General features: G+C 67.5%; 13 protein-coding genes. All 13 read left to right on the forward strand.

The window, feature by feature from the left end:
- Nucleotides 1-376 precede the first annotated feature (376 nt).
- The 13 genes from Q1K70_RS04380 to Q1K70_RS04440 all read left to right on the forward strand — a co-directional run bounded on the left by Q1K70_RS04380 (nt 377) and on the right by Q1K70_RS04440 (nt 16,048).
- Nucleotides 377-3,640 (forward strand): BTAD domain-containing putative transcriptional regulator, encoded by a 3,264-nt coding sequence (locus Q1K70_RS04380; protein ID WP_300156234.1) that lies wholly within the window; start codon nt 377-379, stop codon nt 3,638-3,640.
- A gap of 514 nt (nt 3,641-4,154) precedes the next feature.
- Nucleotides 4,155-6,275, forward strand: coding sequence for a serine/threonine-protein kinase (locus Q1K70_RS04385; RefSeq protein ID WP_300156236.1), 2,121 nt, complete (start codon nt 4,155-4,157; stop codon nt 6,273-6,275).
- Nucleotides 6,276-6,318: 43 nt separating this feature from the next.
- Nucleotides 6,319-6,849 (forward strand): hypothetical protein, encoded by a 531-nt coding sequence (locus Q1K70_RS04390; protein WP_300156238.1) that lies wholly within the window; start codon nt 6,319-6,321, stop codon nt 6,847-6,849.
- 24 nt (nt 6,850-6,873) lie between these two features.
- Complete coding sequence (locus Q1K70_RS04395) at nt 6,874-7,170, forward strand: hypothetical protein (protein ID WP_300156240.1); 297 nt, start codon at nt 6,874-6,876, stop codon at nt 7,168-7,170.
- A gap of 17 nt (nt 7,171-7,187) precedes the next feature.
- Nucleotides 7,188-7,427, forward strand: a complete 240-nt coding sequence (locus tag Q1K70_RS04400; RefSeq protein ID WP_300156242.1) for a Flp family type IVb pilin — start codon at nt 7,188-7,190, stop codon at nt 7,425-7,427.
- Entirely contained in the window at nt 7,424-7,927 is a 504-nt protein-coding gene (locus Q1K70_RS04405; protein ID WP_300156244.1) for a TadE family protein, read from the forward strand. The genes Q1K70_RS04400 and Q1K70_RS04405 overlap by 4 nt, the downstream gene beginning before the upstream one ends.
- Before the next feature lie 4 nt (nt 7,928-7,931).
- Nucleotides 7,932-8,879, forward strand: a complete 948-nt coding sequence (locus tag Q1K70_RS04410) for a Tad domain-containing protein (protein ID WP_300156247.1) — start codon at nt 7,932-7,934, stop codon at nt 8,877-8,879.
- A 116-nt stretch (nt 8,880-8,995) separates the two neighbouring features.
- Nucleotides 8,996-9,382 carry a hypothetical protein gene (locus Q1K70_RS04415; RefSeq protein ID WP_300156249.1) on the forward strand — a complete coding sequence of 129 codons (387 nt, stop codon included), beginning with the start codon at nt 8,996-8,998 and terminating at the stop codon, nt 9,380-9,382.
- A 5-nt stretch (nt 9,383-9,387) separates the two neighbouring features.
- Nucleotides 9,388-10,251, forward strand: coding sequence for a Flp pilus assembly protein CpaB (gene cpaB, locus Q1K70_RS04420; RefSeq protein WP_300156251.1), 864 nt, complete (start codon nt 9,388-9,390; stop codon nt 10,249-10,251).
- A gap of 113 nt (nt 10,252-10,364) precedes the next feature.
- Nucleotides 10,365-11,777 (forward strand): pilus assembly protein N-terminal domain-containing protein, encoded by a 1,413-nt coding sequence (locus Q1K70_RS04425; protein WP_300156253.1) that lies wholly within the window; start codon nt 10,365-10,367, stop codon nt 11,775-11,777.
- An 11-nt stretch (nt 11,778-11,788) separates the two neighbouring features.
- On the forward strand, nt 11,789-13,888 hold the full coding sequence (locus tag Q1K70_RS04430; protein ID WP_300156255.1) for an ATPase, T2SS/T4P/T4SS family: 2,100 nt from the start codon (nt 11,789-11,791) through the stop codon (nt 13,886-13,888).
- Nucleotides 13,885-15,117 (forward strand): type II secretion system F family protein, encoded by a 1,233-nt coding sequence (locus tag Q1K70_RS04435; RefSeq protein WP_300156257.1) that lies wholly within the window; start codon nt 13,885-13,887, stop codon nt 15,115-15,117. Before Q1K70_RS04430 ends, Q1K70_RS04435 begins: the two co-directional genes overlap by 4 nt.
- 10 nt (nt 15,118-15,127) lie before the next feature.
- Nucleotides 15,128-16,048: a hypothetical protein gene (locus tag Q1K70_RS04440; protein WP_300156259.1), complete on the forward strand. Its 921-nt coding sequence runs from the start codon at nt 15,128-15,130 to the stop codon at nt 16,046-16,048.
- Nucleotides 16,049-16,113 lie beyond the last annotated feature (65 nt).

Raw genomic sequence — 16,113 nt, forward strand, 5'->3', positions numbered from 1 at the left:
TTGCGCGACAAGCCCGTGACGACCGAAAAAGAGGCAGGGATCAGGCCGAAACAGCCTGATCCCTTTGCGTTTTTGTTGGTGCGCCGGCAGGATTCAGACCCGCGATCTTGGATGCGTCGTGTCGGGAATCGCCACGTGTTTCCCTGCTGCTGCAGTAAGGAGATTGTCAGGTGGCGCGGCTATGATCGTCCGTCAAGCGTGTGAAGCGCCGTTGCGACAGGCCGGCCCCGGCGAGAGGCGGAAATGAAGCCTCGACCCTGTTGCGTCCATTCTGTATGGAAGAAACGACCCCAAGCCCCAAGCGGGGATCGCCTGGAAAGGTGCTTACGTGACAGGACGTATGATTAGCCCGGACTCGCGGCCTCGGGAGCGTCTCGTGCGCATCAGGGCCGACAAGTTCTATCCGCCCCAGGTCAACACCTCCCAGTTTCTTTACCGGGAGCGGCTCGTCGAGACCCTTTTGCGCCGCTGCGGCTCCCGCAAGCCCACCATGGTCGTCGAGGCCCAGGCCGGCCAGGGCAAGACCACCCTGATCAAGCAGTTCCTCGACCATTCCGATTGCCCTTTCGTCTGGTACCAGGTCCGACCGGAGGACGCGGACCCCGCGTTTTTGTTCGCCGCCTTCCAGGCCTGCCTGGCCGGCATGCCGCAGGCTTCCCAGAGCGGCGTCGGCGAACGGGAGCTGCCGGCGGGGGAGTTCGGCTCCATCGACCTGCCCAAATACGTCGATCCGGTCCTCAACGATTTGAAGGCCTGCCTGAAGCATGACCTCTACATCGTTTTCGACGACCTGCACGTCCTTGTCCAACACCCGGCCAGCCTGCTGCTGCTCAATTATCTTGTCGAAAACGCCCCCCAAAGGCTGCATTGCGTTCTGTCCTCACGCGAGCCGTTGCCGCTTGACGTCTGGAAGGAGCCCGCATTCAGACGCGACCTGCTCTGGGTCGGCAACGAGGATCTGGCGCTCACCCAGGACGAAATCGCGGAGTTCTTCCACCAGGTCTTCGACATGTCCCTGTCCCATGACGACGTGAGGACGCTGGCGGCCAAGACGGACGGCTGGATCATGGGCCTGACGATGTCCGGCCTGCGGATGACGCAGGGCAGGGAGGGAGCGCCGTCCCGCGGCAGGCGCGGCGGGGAGGGCGCGAGCGTCCTGGAGTACTTTCGTCGGCAGATCTTCGATCCGCTGGAGCCCCGCCTGCATGAACCCATGCTGCGCCTTTCCCTGCTGGAGGCCATCCCCGTCGTCCTGGCCCGGACGGTCACCGGAGAATCCGGCATCGGCCACGATCTGGCCGGCCTGGTGGCGCGCAACGTCTTCATCCGCAGCCTTGACCCGGACGACGCGGTCTACGGCCTCCACCATCTCTTCCGGCAGTTCCTGCGGGAAAAGGCCTATGCCGAACTGTCGCCGGAAACCGTGCGGGAGGTCTACCAGCAGGCGGGCCGCCACTACGCCCAGACCGGCAATACCGGTCAGGCCCTGCGGTATTTGCTGCAAGCCGGCGATTACGAGGCCATGGAGACCCTCATGCGGCGACATGGCACCGCCATGCTGTCCGCCAGACAAGGGGTGACCCTGGCGGCGGTCCTTGGCGACATCCCGGAGGAGGAACTCGCCCGGCGGGGATGGTGCGCGTTTTACCTGGCCATGGCCCATCTGGACTTTGCGCCGGCCCGGGCCCTGACGCCGCTGTACAGCGCCCTCGGCACGTTCCGCTCCCGTGACGACGCGTACGGCGAACTTTGCTGCCTGGCCCTGATCATTTCCGTCCACATCACCACGACCGGGCTCTATCGGGAAGGGGAGCGGATGCTCGCCGAAGCCGAACGGCTATTCTTCGGCATGGCCGATGCCCTCGACCCGGCGACCACCATCATGCTCGCCAGCAGCTTCGCCATGGGGCACTGCATCTTCCTGGCCGACACCGAGACCGCCACCCGCTACGCCAGCCTGGCCCTGAAACTGGCGGGCAACACGCAGATGGTCAGCTTAAGGGCGGGCCTGCTCATGATCATGAGCTATATCGAGATATTCGCGGGAAACTTGTCCCAGACCCGGGCCTGGCTCGAACAAGCCTCCGCCGCCCTGTGTCCGGAGGTGAGCACCTTCAATAACCTGGTCATTCGGATGGTGCTGTTCAATTATCTTTTTCACGACGGCGATTTCGAGAATTACGACGACCAGAAGAAGCAGCTTTTCGCCGTCCTGGGCCACACCCTGGTCTCCCAGTCCATCGCCGGGCCGTTCTGCTACGTCTGGGACATGGACATCGCCATCAACAGGGGGCGGTTCGAAGCGGCCCTTGCCCTGGCCCGGCAGGCGCTGGCCCTGACTCCCGCGCTCAGCCCGCATGTGCAAAGCCTGGTCCTGCAGCTCCAGGCCATCGCCCTGGCCCTCACGGGACGTTTCGAGCAAGCCCAGGCGGCCGCCGATCAAGCGGTTTCCCTGCGGGAACAGGCGGGAGGGGCGTATTTCATTTCCCTCAACAGGATGCTCGTCGGCCTGAGCCGGGGGCTTTGCGGACAGCTCGACGACGGCCTGGCCCTCTTGACGGAAGGCGTCGAGGCCGCCCGGCGGATGCCCACGGACTACCTCGAAGCCTGCGGGTTGTTTCACCGCGCCTTCGTCCATCTGGAAAGGAGCGACCCGGCCGCGGCCGGCCAGGATCTGGGAAAATGCCTGGGACTCATGCGGCGCAACCGCTACCGACACATCTGGGCCTGGTCGGCCGGGGCCATCGAACGGCTGCTCGGTTTCGCCGTGGCCCGGCGCATCGAGCCGCAATACGCCCAGGTCCTGGCTGCCAAGCATCTCGACGCCGTCCTGCTCGGCGACGGGACGGCCATCCCCCTGTTGGAGTTCCGTACCCTGGGCGGGTTCTCGATCCTGCTGCGGGGCGTTCCCATCCTGGAAGCCGAGTCGCTGACCCCGGCCCAACGCGAGTTCTTGTGCCTGATCTTGGCCTCCCCCGGCCTCAAGATCGCCCAGGAGATCGCCCAGATGCATTTTTGGGCGGACAGTCCTCCGGCCGCGGTCAGGATCGCCCTCGACACCATGCTGTCGCGCCTGCGCAAGACCCTGGCCGGGGCGTTGCCCGAGAACGCGGCGCACCTGTATCTGCGCCGCGAGAGGGGGATTCTCTGGCTGGAGCATTGCCGCGTCGACGCCTTGGAATTCCAGGCCGCGGTGCGGACCGGGCTGGAGCATGCACGGCTGCAGGAATACTGGCAGGCGGGCAACGCCTTCTCCCGGGCGGCGAAACTCTGGCGGGGCGAGTTCGCGCCGGGGACCACCGGCGAGGATCTGGTCCGGACCTTTCGCGACGGCCTCGTCCAGGATCTGGTGCGGCTGGCCCTGGCCTGGTGCGAGCAACTGGCCCTAAACGACAAGCTGGAGGCCGCTTTGGATCTCGCCGAAAAGGCCCTGGCGAGCGCGCCCCTCAACGACGGCCTCTGGGCGCTCCTCTACCGGCTGCAGGGAAGGCGCTCCGCCATCCTGGCCCGCCAGACCCTGGGGCGTTTCGCCAAGCGCCTTCAGGCCGACGGCTATCCCGAGGAAGAGATCGCCGAACTGCTCGCCTCCATCGCCGGCGCGCCGGCCCCCCCGCGCCGCGTCGTTCGGCGAAAGCCCTGAGCGCCGGCGACGGTCCGCCGCGTCACTGGCCCCGCCTGTCGGGGCCTTTTCTTTTTTGTTTTTTTCGTCTCCACCGCCAGATGTAAGGAAAATGTCAGCTGGGCATGCTAATGGGATAGCGACGGTTCTTGATTTGAAAAGCAGGTTTCTTCGTGGGTGTCAGGTCTGTGGATGGTAAAGTGTATGGAGATATTTCGAAATTAAGTCAAGAATATTGTAGCTGGTTCTCGAAATTGCTTTGCGCGTTGTTTCAGGGTTGGATGTGAATTCTTATTATTGTTTGTTTTCTGCGGCATTATCCTGTGCCGTGGTTGCGCGGCGACGCGGAGTTGTTTTGCAACTGATGGCGTCGGCTGGCCGGCGATCTCCACTCTTGAAGACGCCCTGAGCCTCGGCGGCCCAGGGCCCGGACCCATGACTTGGGGAGATGGGACAGGCGGCGTCTGCCCTTGCCGCCGGGGCTCCGGTGCGCCGGCATCGAGGTCGGAGACGGTCGACGTACGTTGGGGGAGCTTTGGAACACATCGAGGGCTACGACATCCTGGAGAAGATCGGCGAAGGGGGCATGGGGCAGGTGTACCGCGCCCTGCATCTTCGTTTGGACCGCCAGGTGGCCATCAAGCGCCTGGCCCCGCAGCTCTCCCACAACCAGGACATGCTGCAGCGCTTCCTCAAGGAGGCACGCCTGCAGGCCCGGTTGCCGCATCCCAATGTGGTCAGCATCTTCGACCTCATCGAGAACGAGCAGGGCGTTTTCCTCATCATGGAATACGTCGAGGGCCAGACCGCCAAGGACATGCTGGCGGGTCGGGACCGGCTGACCATGACCGAGACCATCATGATCGCCGACGGCGTGCTGTGCGGCCTGGACTTCATGCACAGAAACGGCGTGGTGCACCGGGACATCAAGCCGAGCAACATCATGGTGTCCCGCGACGGCACGGTGAAGGTCACGGATTTCGGCATCGCCCGGCTGGTGGACGAGGAGAGCGGCCTGACCCGGTTCGGCGGCATAGGCACGCTGCACTACATGGCCCCGGAACTCATCCGTTCCGGCACGGTCAGTTTTTCCGTGGACATCTACGGCCTCGGCGCGACCCTGCACGAACTGCTTTCCGGCGCGCCGCCGTTCGTCGGGAACACCGACCTTGAAATCATGATGGGGCACCTGGAGCGGACGCCCCTGCCTTTGGATCGGCTGCCGGACGACGCCGTGGGACGGGGATGCCGCGATTTCGTGGCCAAGGCCCTGGCCAAGACTCCGGAGGACCGGTTCCCGAGCGCCGAAGCCTTCCTGGCCGAAGTCCGCCGGGTCCGTGCCCTGCTGCCGCCCGAGGCCCTGTGGCCCGTGACCGATCCGGCGATCCTCGGCACCCGGACCGCGGCCGCGCCGGCCGGCGTCGCGCCCCTTGCCGCGTCCGCGCCCACCGTTTGGGGCGGGACGTCCCTGGATCAGCCCGGGGGCGGGGCGGGCGCGGAGGCGTCGCGGACGCGGATCGCGCCCGGGGTCGCGGCTCCCTCCGCCGTTTCAGACGTGACGTCCCTGGCGCAGCCGGCGGCCGGTGCGGCGCCTGCCGCCTCCCCGGCCCAGGCCGCGTCCGCCCCGGCGGCCGTCGAACCTGAGCCGGCCACGCCCGCCCCCCCGGCGGCAGCCGGAGAGGCCGTCCCGGACCGGCCCCAGCCTGGGGCCGTCCGGCCGGGAGGCGGGCGGCGGACCGTCTTCGCCGGCGTGGCCGCGGCCGTGGTCCTGGGCGTCGCCGGCTATCTCCTGCTGGGAACGAACGCGGAGAAGCCGGTCCGGCCGCAGGACGCCTCGGTACGGACGGCCGAAGCCCCACCCCGGCCGCAGGAAATCCCGGCAGTGCCGCAGGACGCCTCGGCCCGGCCTCAGGAAGCTTCGGCCCAGCTTCAGGACGCCCCGGCCCGGCCGCAAGAAGTTCCGGCACGGACGGCGGAGGCGCCGGCCGCCAGGGAGGCGGCGGCGGCCGTCGCCGTGGCTGCGGCGAACGAGGCGTCGGCCCAGCCGGTGTCGCCGCCCGCCGCGCCCGCCACGCCTGCTGCGCCGGCCGTACCTGCCGCGTCTGCCGCGCCGGCCCAGGTCGTTTCCGGGACGTCGGCCGCGCCGGCCGCCGACGCCCAGCCCGTTCCCGTCCAGGCGGCCCCGGCCGCGCCGGCGGCCGCCTCGGAGCTCCAGGCGGAACCGGCGGCGTCGTCCGCGCCGGATACGGCCCCGGCCGCGCCGCCGACGGCTTCCGTTCCCCAGCCGCCGGCCGCCGCGCCGTTTCCGCCCGTCGCCCCGGCCGGGCGCGAGCAGAAGCCGGCCAAGCCGGCAGTGGTCTACGCAGCCGCGGCGGAAGTCCGGCTTCGCGAGCGGCCCGACGCCGCTGCCGCCGTGACGGCGCGCCTGGAGAAGGGGACGCGGCTGGAGGTGCTGGCCCGGGAAAGCGACTGGTTGCAGGTCGCCGAACCCGGAGGGCGTACCGGGTACGTCAGCGCCAAGCTGACCGCGCCGACCGCGCCGAGCCCGGCTCCAGCCTCTCCCCCGCCGGCCGCGCGCGCGGCGAAGCAGGCTCCCGCGCGTCCGGCTTCCAAATCCGGCGGCGAGGCGCAATCCGGCTGGAGCATCGTCAAATGAACGCCGGTCCCCAGGGCCGGGTGAGCGTCGGAGGAAGCATCGGATGAGGCCACGAGACACGATCCTTGCGTTGCTGCTTTGCCTGTGCGCGGTTTCCTGCGCGCCCAAGTCCGCGACCCTTTCGCCCTCGGCGAAACCCGTGGCCGGCAGCCGGCTGCTGACGCCGGCCGAGGCGGTGTTCGCCTCCCTGGACTGCGCCAACAAGCCGCTGCCCTATCTGGTGCTGGAGGAAAACAGGCTCACGCCCAATCCGGCCAGACCGGGAGACGAACTGCTGCACCGAATGGTCTACGCTTTTTGCCCCGCCCCGGGCGGCAAGGCCGAGACGGGCGTGCTGACCCGGTCGCTCTTTTTGAACGGCAAGCCGGTCTTTTCCGACGTGACCCGGGATTTCGCCGTCGCGCCCGGGCGCACGGCCGTGGACGCCGTGATCGCCGTTCCCGCCGCCGCCGCGCCGGGAACCTACGTCTACGCCGTGGAATACGTCAGCAATTCCGAGGCGCGCAAGCGCAAGCTGGCCCGCGCCCTGACCCTGGACGAGAAGCTCGACCTCGTCCTGACCGGCAAGCCGTAGCGCGGCGTCCTGGAGGGAGACGCCGTGGCGCGCAGGCAGGTCGAAGATCGGGCGATGCCGTTTCGCGAAGGCCGATGCGCGGAGTTCGCGGGCGCGCGGCCGGACCGCCGGGACGCGCCGGACGATGCGGCCGAGGCCAAGGCGTCCCCGGGGAACGCCCGCCGGCGCGCGGCCCAGCGCGGGGCCATCACGGTGGAGTACGTCCTGGTCATGGCCCTTGCCGCCGCCATCCTCGTGGGGATCGAGGAGGACGTGTTCCGGCCCATGGCCAGGGATATATTGAAGAATTTTATGGATTTCATCGTCAAACCATATCCATGACCGCCAGGGAGACATCCATGGAACGCCTCAACGACTTCTGCCTCGCCCTGTACGTGAAGACGCGCAATTGCATCGATGGGTTCAAGCGCCGCCTGCGCGACGAGCAGGGCGCGACCACGGTGGAATACGCCCTGCTTATCGCCGTCATCGTCATCGGCATCATCGCGGCCGCCACCTACATGTTCGATCCGCTCAAGGAGTTCTTCAAGGACGTGGTCAAGAAGGTAAAGGAAACCGCAGGATTGGACAGCAAATGAAGCTGCTGTCCAGGGCCTTGGGCCAGGCGGTCCCCTTTCGGATCGCCAGGGGCATCCCCGGGCGGAGCGCCGGAGGGGGGGCCGGCCGGGCGGGCGCGGGCGCGGACGCGGCCCTGCGGTCCCGAGGCCGCAGGCGTTTCCGGCGCGGCGAGGCCGGGGCGGCGACCATCGAATTCGCCTTCGCCCTCATGTTCATCCTGTTCTTCTTCGTGGCCTACATGAATATAGCGGAGATTTTCCTGGCCCACTCCCGGTTGCGCTACGCCGCGTTCGTGGCCTCCCGGGTCCACGCCGTGGGCGGTTCGGCCGATACGGCCGCGTCCAAGATCGACGAGGATTACACGCTCAAAACCGGATCGGACAAGGTCAGCATGGAAAAGACCATCGATCTGCCCAAGGCCGTGGGCACGCTTTTCGGCACGAGCGAGACCTTCACCATCAGTCATTCGGTCAAGACGTTCAAGGAACCCGCGCCCTCCGGGGACAACAAGGCGCGGTAAGGCCATGAGACGATTCCCCAAGCGCCCGGGCGACCAACGCGGTTCGGTCACGGTGTTCGTGGCCCTGCTGCTGCCGACGCTCATGGTCATGGTCTTTTTGACGCTCAACATCGGCCAGCTCGTGTTCGAGAAGATCCGGCTGCAGAACACGGCCGACGCCTGCGCCCTGTCCGCGGCCGCCGTGCAGGCGGCCGGGCTCAACGAGATCGCGGAAGTCAATTTCTGGAGCAAGGACTATGTCTACACCATCGCCAAGACCGTCATGGAGTTGAGCATGTCGATACCCTGGGAGAATCAGAGCACGGCCAATTCCGCCGTGAACTACTACAAGGACGTCTTCAAGAATCTGCGCAACTATCAAAAGGAAGCCAACACGTATTACGCCGACAAGGCCATGACCATCGCCAAGGCGGTCAAGAAGGCGAATCTGGACTCCATAGGCATAAAAAACGTCACCATTGAATCGATCAATCCCAAGTCCAGTCTGAACAAACCCGGCAAACTCATGGAGTACGAGACGAAAACCAAGACACAGTCCTACTCCTACGTCGCCTCCCAGAGCGAGCCGCCCCTGTGCCCGATCGTCGTGGCCCTGAACTGGTCGGACGCCATGGCCGGGGACAAGAAGCACTTCGGCACCCACATGGGGGCAACGCCCACCGCCACCTGCGGCCTGGCCCAGGCGACCGGCACCGCCCAGTTCGAATACAAGATCTCCAAGAAAAAGACACCAATGACCTACGCCGCCTTCAAGCTGGTCCAGGAGTCCAAGGATTTCGTGGTGGCCGGCTCGGTCTTCGGCAGCATGAAGCAGATGACGGCCTATGCCGCGGCCATGCCCACCGGAGGAAACGTGGAGGATGGCAAGCCGAAGTACAAGCCGGTCCTGGTCAGGTTGGCCAAGTTGCAGCCGAAGCCGGACGTCTCCGATCTGGACGACGTGCTGCACTAGTGTCGAACCCTCGAGGAATATCGATGTTGCCCAAGATGCTGTGGGGTTATGCAGGCATGTCGTCCAGGAAAGACGTTCTTCCCGGCGTCGGCGGCGCGGGGCGAGGGGCGGACGCCATGCGCCGTCCGGGCGGAAAGCCGTCCCGTCTGGGGCGGGACCAGCGGGGCCAGGCCATGATCGAGGCGGCCTTCATGCTCTTTTGGCTGTCGTTCGCGCTCATGTTCTTTTTGTGGGGCCGCACGCTCTACGAGAACATGGCCCGTACCGAGGAAGAGCTGCGGTACGACCTGCGCAAGGAACTGGACAAGATCGCCGGGGATTCCTTCCGGCGCGTCGAGAAGAAGGCCGAGGCCACCCTCAAGGTGCCGGGCGTCATCGGCGAGAAGCTCGGGGAAAACCCCATACGCGTGCCGCTTAGGCTCATCGGCTACGGCGGCAGCTACACGGGAAGGACCGAGAGCGAATACTTCTGTTACTACCGCAAACGCAAGATAAGCGAGTAGGCGTCATGAGCAAATCCCGACTGGTCCTCATCTCCCTGGGCGTGGCCCTTTTCGCCCTGTTGCTGGTCTATTCCTACATCTACAAGCAGGAGAAGGAACTGCTGTCCCTGGCCACGCCCATCAAGGTGGTGGTGGCCGCCAAGGACATCCCCGAGGGCGTGCTGCTCGACGAAACCTTCGTGGAAACAGTCGAGGTGCCCAAGAAGTTCGTCCAGCCCGGAGCCCTGACCCGCCCGGCCGAGGTGTTGGACCGGGTGGCGGCCGTGCCCATGCTCAAGGGCTCCCAGGTGCTGGACTCGTTTTTCCGGCCGGCGGCCGAGGAGGGGGTGGCCCGCAAGATTCCGGCCGACAAGCGCGCTTACAGCATCGCGGTCAACGACGTCACGGCCGTGGCCGGACTGGTGCGGCCCGGCGACTTCGTGGACGTCCTGGTCACGGCGCAGACCGGCTCCATGCAGCAGGGCAAGGCCGTCGCCGAGGGCTCCATCGCGCGGGTGCTCCTGCAGAACATCCTGGTGCTGGCCGTGAACCAGCGCTCCACGGCCGGGGCCGGCCCCCGGGTCGTCACCAGCCAGCAGGCCGCAGGCGGGCTGGCCTCCGGCGTGTCGCCGGAAAACCAGAAAAGCCAGGACGCCGTGCGCACCCTCACCCTGGCCCTGGGCGCGGAAGATGTGCAGAAGACGGCCCTGGCCCAGGAGATCGGCAGCCTGTCCGTGGCCCTGCGCAGCAGCTGGCAAAAGGCCGAGCCGCCGCTGCCCCTGGCCAACGTCAACGCCCAGCAGGTGCTCGGCACGGAGAAGACGGTGATGCCCCGCGCCCGGCCGGTCTGGACGGAATTTCGGGGCAGCGAGGAATTCCAGATGCGTTAGCGCGGCCCACGGGTCCCTTCGCGTCGTCGGCAAACCGGTACGAAGAACGCAACCATTCCCGCGAGGTTTGAGCAAACATGAATCGGACGTCACTTGCGCGCCCGGGCGCAGCCATGGCCGCCCTGCTCGTCGCCCTGTTGTTACTGGCCGGGCCGGCATGGGCCGAGGAGCCGACCCGCATGGAAATGGCCGCGGGCCAGAGCATCCCCCTGGAACCCGGCTTCGCCGTGGACAAGGTCGCCGTGGGCGACCCGGAGGTGCTCGGCGTGGCCAGGACCTCGGACATGTCCATGCTGGTCAACGCCAAGAAATCCGGCCAGTCCAACCTCATCATCCTGGGCACGGCCGGCCAGCAGAGGGAATACCAGGTGCGCGTGCGCTCCGGCACCCTGGACGACGAGGCCGCCGCCCTGCGCGAGATGTTCGCCGGCATGGAAGGCGTGACGGTGACGGTGCTCGGCGGGCGCATCGTGGTGTCCGGCGAGGTCTACAGCGCCGAGCACTACGACAAGGTGGCCGCCACCCTGGCCGCCATGACCGGGGCCGTCAACCAGGTGGACATGAGCCCGGTCATGAAGCGCATCCTGAGCGACCAGATCAAGAAGGAGATCAACCGGCCCGGCGTGGCGGTCAAGGCCGTGCGCAACGCCTTCATCCTCGACGGCACGGTCAGCGCCGCCGAGGACATCGAGCGGGCCCAGAAGATCGCCTCCCTGTACTCCAAGAGCGTGGTCAACACCCTGCGGGTCGCGCCCGAGCCGCCCAAGCCCTACCGCAAGCCCGAACTGATCGAAGTGACCATGCAGATCATGGAGCTGTCCAAGACCGCCCTGCGCGACCTGGGCGTGCACTGGAACCCGCTCGGCACACTCGACGCCACGGCCAACTACGATTCCGAGAAAAACGCCTCCATCGCCTCCACCGTGACCGGCACCCTGTCGAGCCTTCTGCCCAAGATGCGCCGCATCCAGGACGAAGGGCAGGGGCGCTCGCTCATGAACCAGGCGGTCATCACCAAGCAGGGCGGCGAGGCCAAGTTCTTCGCCGGCACCGAGGTCCCCATCTCCGTGGCCCAGAGCCTCGGCACCATGGGCGTGGAATACAAAAAGATCGGCATGACGCTCAACGTCTCGCCCAACATCGACCCCTTGAGCAACATCGACACCTCGATCCACGTCGAATCGAGCTCCATCATTTCCGAAAACGCCACCACCGGCGCGCCCACCGTCAGCACCAACAACCTGTCCACGGCGCTCAACGTCGCTTCGGGCCAGAGCATCGTCCTTGGCGGGCTCATCGGCCAGCGCGAGCTGGAAGCCCTGTCCCTGTCGCCTCCGGACAACCAGCAAAGCCTGCTCCAGCTCAACCGCCGCACCAAGGCCGGCGCGGACGGCTGGGAGGTGGTGGTCTTCATCACCCCGAGCGTCGTCTCACAGCCCGGGCAGGCGCTGGGGGACATGAAAGGCAAGGTGCAGGAGTCGTTCAAGAAAAAAGACCTCGACCGCCTGCGCAAGCAGGGCAACTGACGCGGACGGCCATGCCCGGCAGACTCGTTTCGTTTTACGCCTCCCGGGGCGGCGTCGGCAGGACGTTTTTGGCCGTCAACCTGGCCGTGGACCTGCTTCTGGAGACCCGCGACACGGTGCTGCTCCTGGATCTCGGCTGTCCGTTCTCCATGGACGCGGGACAGGCGTTGGGACTTGCATCGGTCAACACCCTGGAAGCCCTTCTGCCCACGGCCGACCGGCTGGCTCCGTCCATGCTCAAGTCCTTCGCCACCAGCCACAAAAGCGGCCTGGACGTGCTGGCCCTTTTCGGACCGCGCCGCGCGGCGGCGGTCGTGCCGCCCCCGCCCGAGGCCCTGGCCGCGCTGGTTTCCCGGCTGCTGGCCGTCTATGGCTGGGTCGTGGCCGACCTCGGGCACGGCTTCGGTCCGGCCGAGGCCCGGCTGCTCGACCTGTCCGAGGCCATCCTGGTGCCGGCCGCGCCCGATTCCCTGGACATGGCCCACGCCCTGGCCGACCTCGACTTCCTGCGGCAGTGCAACTATTCCCGCCAGGCGGTGCGGTGCGTGCTCAACCGCGTGGGCGAGGACGAGCGGATTTCCGCCCAGGCCATGGAGCAGGCCCTGGGCCGGGAGGCCTTCGGCCGCATCCCCTACGACCGCAACGCCCCGTCCGGCCTGGCCGGGGGAAAGACCTATCCCGGCGACTACCCCCGCCACGAGATGACCAAGGCCTTCGACGCCCTGGCCCACGCCCTGGTCGCCCGCAACGGCCAGGCCCGGGTCGCGCCCGACGACAGCGGGCGGCAGGAGCCCCCGGAGGCCGCGCCCGACCTCGACGCGGTCAAGCGCGACATCCACAAGCGCCTGCTGGAAACGTTCGACCTCAAGTACGCCGACATGGAGATCGGCCAGGACCCGGCCAAGCGCGAGGAACTGCGCCAGGAGGTCACCCGGCACATCATCCTGCTCATCGACGAGAACACGGGGCTGCGCTCCCGCGAGGGCCGCGACCGCCTGGTCGCGGAGCTGCTCCAGGACGTCCTCGGGCTGGGGCTGCTGGAGGACCTGCTGGCCGACCCGTCGATCTCCGAAATCATGGTCAACAGCCATGACGTCATCTACGTGGAGCGCGCCGGCCGCATCGAGACCACCGAACGCCGGTTCCTGTCCGAGCCGCACCTCATGCGGGTCATCGAGCGCATCGTCGCGCCGCTCGGGCGCAAGATCGACACGGCCACGCCCATGGTGGACGCGCGCCTGGCCGACGGCTCGCGGGTCAACGCCATCATCCCGCCCCTGGCCATCAAGGGCGCGGCCCTGACCATCCGCAAGTTTCCGGAAAAAAAGCTGTCCTGCCAGGACCTCATCGGCCTCGGCACGCTGTCGCCCCAGATGGAGGCCTTCCTCCAGGCCGCGGTTCTGGCCCGGCTCAACATCCTCATCTCCGGCGGCACGGGCTCCGGCAAGACCACGCTGCTCAACATCCTGTCGGGGTTCATTCCCGTCGACGAGCGCATCGTCACCGTGGAGGATTCGGCCGAGCTCAAGCTGCAGCAGCCCCACGTCATCACCCTGGAAGGGCGGCCGCCCAACATCGAGGGCAAGGGCGAGGTGACCATCCGCGACCTGGTGCGCAACTGCCTGCGCATGCGCCCGGACCGCATCGTGGTCGGCGAGTGCCGCGGGGCCGAGGCGCTGGACATGCTCCAGGCCATGAACACCGGCCACGACGGGTCGCTGACCACCATCCACGCCAACAGCGCCCGGGAGGCCTTGAGCCGCCTGGAGACCCTGGTCATGTACGCCGGCTACGAGCTGACCCCGAAGACCATCCGCGAGCAGGTCGTGGGGGCCATCGACCTCATCATCCAGATCAAGCGGTTCAAGGACGGCAAGCGGCGCATGGTGCAGCTGGCCGAGGTGACCGGCATGGAAGGCGACGTCGTGACCCTGGGCGACGTCTTCGTCTTCCGCCAGGAGGGCGCGCCCACGCCCCAGTCGGTGCAGGGGGCCTATGTGGCCACGGGCTACATTCCCCGCTGCCTGGCCGATTTCGAGGATCGCGGCGTGAGCGTGCCGCGGGAGATCTTCTGGACCGCCGCCACGGGGGCGGGGGAGGCGCGGCGATGATGCTGCTGCTGTTGTTCCTGCTGCTTCTCGCCCTGTTCTGGTTCACGTTCTGGCTGTGGCTCTCCGCGCTGACGGCCGCCGGCCCCTTGGGGCGGCTTTCGCCCCTGGACGCCAAGGTCCAGGCCCTGGTGGCCCGCCTCGATGACATGTTCATCCCGGTTCCGGCCCGGACGGTCAGGACGGCCGTCGTCGTCCTGGTCCTTTTTGGCGGCGTCGCGGGATTCCTTCTGCCCGGGGCGGCCACGGAGATCGAACGCCACGCCATCGACCAGGCCGTGCAGCTCAACCGGGAAGGCAATTACGAAGGCGCCCTGGCCGCGCTTTCCCGCTACGAATCCTCGGCCTCGGCCCTGGCCCACAACGAGATGGGCGTGGCCTACCTGGCCACGGGCAACCTCGACCTGGCCGAGAAAGCCTTCGCCAGGGCCGTGGACCTTGCGCCCAACTACGCCAAGGCCCAGGCCAACCTGGCCACGGTCTACGGCCTTCGGGGCGAGACGGCCAAGCAGGCCTTCGCCCAGTCCCGGGCCCGGGCCGTGGAACGGCTGCCGCTGTCCCCGGCGGACATCTATCCGCCCACGGCGGGGCTTTTCTCCCACCTTTTCCTGCGCCTGTTCACCATGGCGGCCTTCGCCTGGGCCGCCTGGCGTCTGCCCGAGCTCGGCGTGCGCCTCCTGCGGCGGCGGCGGGCCGGGCAGTTCGAGACCCAGCTGGCCGACGGGCTGGTCATGACGGCCAACGCCCTGCGGGCCGGCTTCAGCCTGCTCCAGGCCCTGGACCTCACGGCGCAAAAAGCCCCCGCGCCCCTGTCCCAGGAGTTCGGGCTGCTGCTCAAGGAACACCGCCTGGGCGCGGACCTGAGCGATACCCTGCGCCACTTGGCCGAGCGGGTGGATTCGCCCGACTCCCGCATCTTCGCCAATTCCGTCGTCATCCTGCGGGAGACCGGCGGCAACCTGACGGAGATCTTCGACACCCTGGCGGCGACCATCCAGGAGCGCAAGCGGGTCATGAAGAAGATCCGGGCCATGACCGCCGAAGGCGAGACCCAGGCCTATTTCCTGGCCGCCCTGCCGGTGGTGCTCGGCGTCGTCCTGTACCAGCTCGACCCCAAATCCATTTCGCTTTTCTTCACCACCTTCGGCGGCTGGCTCATGCTCCTGGGCATGGCCCTTATGGAAGTCGTGGGGCTTTCGCTCATGCTGCGCATCGTCAAGGTGAAGGTCTAGGGAGGTCGCCATGGCGTGGTGCTGCCGCCTGACGCCGGCGTGGCTGGGATGCGCGGTCCTGATGGTCCTGGTCGGCCTTGCCGCCGAGCCCCGGGCGCAGACGCCGCAAGGGGACAAATCCCTCACCCGGGCCGTGGACCGGGGCGTGCGCTCCGCCGGCGGCAAGTCCGGCCAGGCGGCCCAGGGGCCGCCGCGCATGGAGATCAAGGAGACGCCCCAGGGACAGCTGCTGGTCCCCGGCCCGGCCCAGGGTGCACCGGCCAAGGCGTCCGGGGGAGGCAGGGGACGCGAGGCGTCCGGGCAGAAAAACGTGTCCCGGCAGGCGGCCCCGACGCGCCAGGCCGCGCCCCAGGCGCGCAAGGTCGAGGCGGCAAGCGCCGCGCAAAAGCAGGCCGTCCCCGAGCGGAAGGCTCCGGACCGGCGCGACGTCGAGGCCCGGGAAGGCCCCGACCAGCAGAAGCTCGAAGCCCGGTCCCCGGCGGAAAAACAGAAGATCGAGGCCCAAAAGGCCGCGGAAAGCAAGCAGGTCGAGGCGCAGAAGGCCTCGGAAAAACAGAAGATCGAGGCGCTCAAGCCCCCCGAGGCCCAGGCCCTCGAGGCCCAGAAGGCGGGAGGGGCGCAAAAGGTCCAGGCCCAGGAAATCACCTCCCAGGACAAGCCCCAGGCCCAGGAGATCAAGGCCCAGGACAAACCCAGGGCCCAGGAGATCAAAAGCCAGGACAAGCCCAAGGCCCAGGACGGCCCCAAGGCCCAGGACGCGCCCAAAGCGCAGGAAATCGAGGCCCAGGACGAACCCGACGCCCAGGAGATGGAAGCCAAGGACGAGCCCGACGCCAAGGAGATCGAGGCCAAGGACGCTCCCGACGCCAAGGATGCCGCCAAGCAGCAGAGCATCAAGCAGCAAAGCGCCCCGAAAATGCAGAAGTTTTGACAAGCGCCGCCAGTCGCCGGACCCGCCCGCGCCCTGCGACGACAACGAAACCACGTGCCAAGGAG

This window comes from Solidesulfovibrio sp., assembly GCF_029978005.1.
Lineage (GTDB): Bacteria > Desulfobacterota > Desulfovibrionia > Desulfovibrionales > Desulfovibrionaceae > Solidesulfovibrio.